The 2996-nt window shown below is 70.9% G+C and carries 2 protein-coding genes; both read left to right on the forward strand.

Annotated features, from left to right (window positions below; all coding sequences use genetic code 11):
• A partial coding sequence (locus tag FFS27_RS31085) for a DUF2339 domain-containing protein (RefSeq protein ID WP_137952466.1) occupies positions 1–2728 on the forward strand: 2728 nt, incomplete at its 5' end.
• Positions 2725–2996 (forward strand): DUF3999 family protein (locus tag FFS27_RS31090; protein ID WP_137952467.1); only part of this gene is annotated, 272 nt, incomplete at its 3' end. The genes FFS27_RS31085 and FFS27_RS31090, both read left to right, overlap by 4 nt.

The following is a 2996-nucleotide window of genomic DNA, read 5'->3' on the forward strand; positions in this document are numbered from 1 at the left end:
GGTGGCGGAGCTCGGCGGCTTCGCCGGGCCGATCCTGACCTCCACCGGCAGCGGCAACCATGTAGCGCTGTTCAGCTACTTCGCCCTGCTCAACGCCGGCATCTTCGCCATCGCCTGGTTCCGCGCCTGGCGGCCGCTCAACCTGGTCGGCTTCGTCGGCACCTTCGGCATCGGTTTCGCCTGGGGACTGCGCTCCTATACACCGGAGCTGTTCGCCAGCACCGAGCCGTTCCTGGCCCTGTTCTTCCTGATGTACGTCGGGATCGGCCTGCTCTTCGCCCGCCGCAAGCTGCTGGAGGCCGCGCAGGCGCCTGCCGAGCGCGGCGAACTGCTGCGTTGGTCGGCGCGACAGGCCGACTACATCGACGCCACCGTGCTGTTCGGCCCGCCACTGGTGGGGTTCGGCCTGCAATGCGCGGTGATCGGCCACATCGACTTCGGCATGGCCTTCAGCGCCCTGGCCCTGGGGCTCTTCTACATGGTTCTGGCGCGGGTGCTGCGCGGCCATGCTTCGGCCGGACGCACCAGCCTGCTGGTGGAAATCTGCCTGGCGCTGGGGGTGGTCTTCGGCACCCTGGCCATTCCGCTCGGCCTGGACGCGCGCTGGACCTCGGCCGCCTGGGCCGTCGAGGGCGCCGGCATCTACTGGCTCGGCCTGCACCAGCAACGCCGCCTGGCGCGGCTCTTCGCCCTGCTGTTGCAGGGCGGTGCGGCGTTGGCCTACCTGAATGGCGTGCGGCCGGGTGAGACGACGTTGCTGGAGGGTTCGCCGCTGGGCGCGCTGATGCTCGGTGCGGCGGCGCTGTTCAGCTTCTGGCAGCTGCGTCGCGCGCCGGCGAAAGCGCTGGCCGACTGGGAGCCGGCCTGCCGGCCGTTGCTGGCGGCCGCCGGCCTGGCCTTCCTCTACCTGGTCGCACCGCTCTGCCTGGCCGTCGACGGCACCGCCATCGCCTGGGCCGTGGCCGGCCTGGCGAGCTTGTTCGCCGGCTTGCGCCTGGGCTCGCGTACCTTCCTGTTCTGCGCCTTCGCCGTGCAACTGCTGGGCGGTGCGCTGTTCCTCCTGCATTTGCAGGGCGGCGATGGCCAGGGTGGGGTATTCGACTCGGGCTGGCGTGGCTTGATGACCGCCTCGCTGATCGGCCTGGCGCTGATCGGCGGCATGCTGCTGGCGGCGCGCGACCCGCTGGTGAAGGACGACAGTCGGCTGCTCATGGGCTTGAGCCTGGTGCTGCTGGCCGGTCTGGCGTTCGTCAACCTGGCAGTGCTGTTCGTCCTGCCTTGGCGCAGCGCCAGCGCGGTATGGGCCGGTAGCGGGCTGCTGATCATCTGGCTGAGCCTGGTGCTGCGCCAGCGCCTGAGCTTCTACTTCGGCCTCGCCTTGCAGGTAGTGGGCGGCCTGGCGTTCCTCCTCGCCGGGCCGTCGCTGTTCGGCTCGCTGAGCGGCGAAGGCCTGCGGCCCCTGGCCCATTCCGGGTTCTGGACGCCGGCAGTGCTGGCCCTGGCGGCGCTGGTCGGCGCCTGGCGGCTGCGCCGCGCCGGCGAGCGCGAGCGGGCGCTGGGTATCGGTACCCTCGGCCTGGCCGAGCTGTCGCACCTGCTGCTGCTCTGGGGAGCCGGCTGGTGGGCGCTGACCGCGCTGTGCGAAACCGTCCGCTTCGTGCCTTATGGCCTGCGCGAGCATGCGTTGCTGCTGGTGGCCGCGGCGACAGTGGCGTCGTGGATGCTGCTGGCGCTGCGCGAGCGCTGGCGCGAACTGGCCCTGCTGTGCCTGGCGCTGGTCCCGGTGGCGCTGTTGGCCCTGGCCAGTGCCTGGCGTTTCGATTACCAGCCGTTCGGCGAATTCGGCTGGCTGGCCTGGCCGCTGCTGTTCGCCACGCACCTGCTGTCGCTGCGACGCCTTGCCCCGTTGCTGCCGGCGAAGGCCCTGAGCGTTGCCCATGTGCTCGGTTGCTGGCTGTTGCTCGGGGTGCTGGCGCTGGAGCTGCGCTACCTGTTCGCCCTGCTCGCCGAACAGTACAACGCCTGGCGTTGGCTGGGCTGGGCGCTGGTCCCGAGCGCCTACCTGCTGCTGGTGGCTGGCGGGCGGAGCCTGCCCTGGCCGCTGCGCGACTTCCCGCGGGAGTATCGGCTGCTCGCCGCTGCGCCGGTGGCGCTGTTGCTGCTCGGCTGGTTCTGGAGCGCCAACCTGCTCAGCGACGGCGCCGCCGAGCCGCTGCCTTACCTGCCGCTGGCCAACCCGCTGGAACTGGGGCTGCTGATCGTGCTGTTCGCCCTCTACCGCTGGAGCGACGCCAGCCTGGCCTCGCTCGTCGATGGCAATGCCAGCGCGCGCCTGGGGCGCCAGGCGTTGGCCGGCGCCTCGCTGTTCGCCCTGCTGACCCTGGCGGTGTGCCGCGCCGCGCACCACCTGGCCGGCGTGCCGTTCCAGGCCGAGGCGCTGGCCGCGTCGATGCTGGTGCAGGCGGGGCTGTCGCTGGTCTGGACGCTCTGCGCGCTGGGCCTGACCATCGCCGGTACCCGTCTCGGCCGGCGCGACCTGTGGATGGTCGGCGCGGCGCTGGTCGGCGTCGTGGTGGTCAAGCTGTTCTTCGTCGAGCTGGGTAACAGCGGCAGCCTGGAGCGAATCATCTCCTTCATCGGGGTCGGCGTCCTGTTGCTGGTCGTCGGCTACTTCTCACCCTTGCCTCCGCGTCGTGCCGAGGTCGCATCGGAGGCCGAGCAGCCATGACGCGCTCCTTTTCGTTCAGAACCGCCGGCCTGCTCCTGCTGGGCGCCTGCCTGTCCCTGCCGCTGTCGGCGAAGGAGTCTGCCGAAGGTTTCAGCCGTCAGGTGGCGCTGTCGCTGCAGGGCGAAGGACCCTGGTATCGCCTGAGCATCCCGATGAGCGTGCAGTTGTCGGCTGCCCATGCCGACCTGCGCGACCTGCGGGTCTTCGATGCCGAGGGCGAGGCCTTGCCCTACGCCCTGGTGGCCGGCAGCGAACGCCAGGCCAGTAC

Source organism: Pseudomonas sp. 2VD, assembly GCF_005503585.1.
Taxonomy (GTDB): Bacteria; Pseudomonadota; Gammaproteobacteria; order Pseudomonadales; family Pseudomonadaceae; genus Pseudomonas; species Pseudomonas aeruginosa.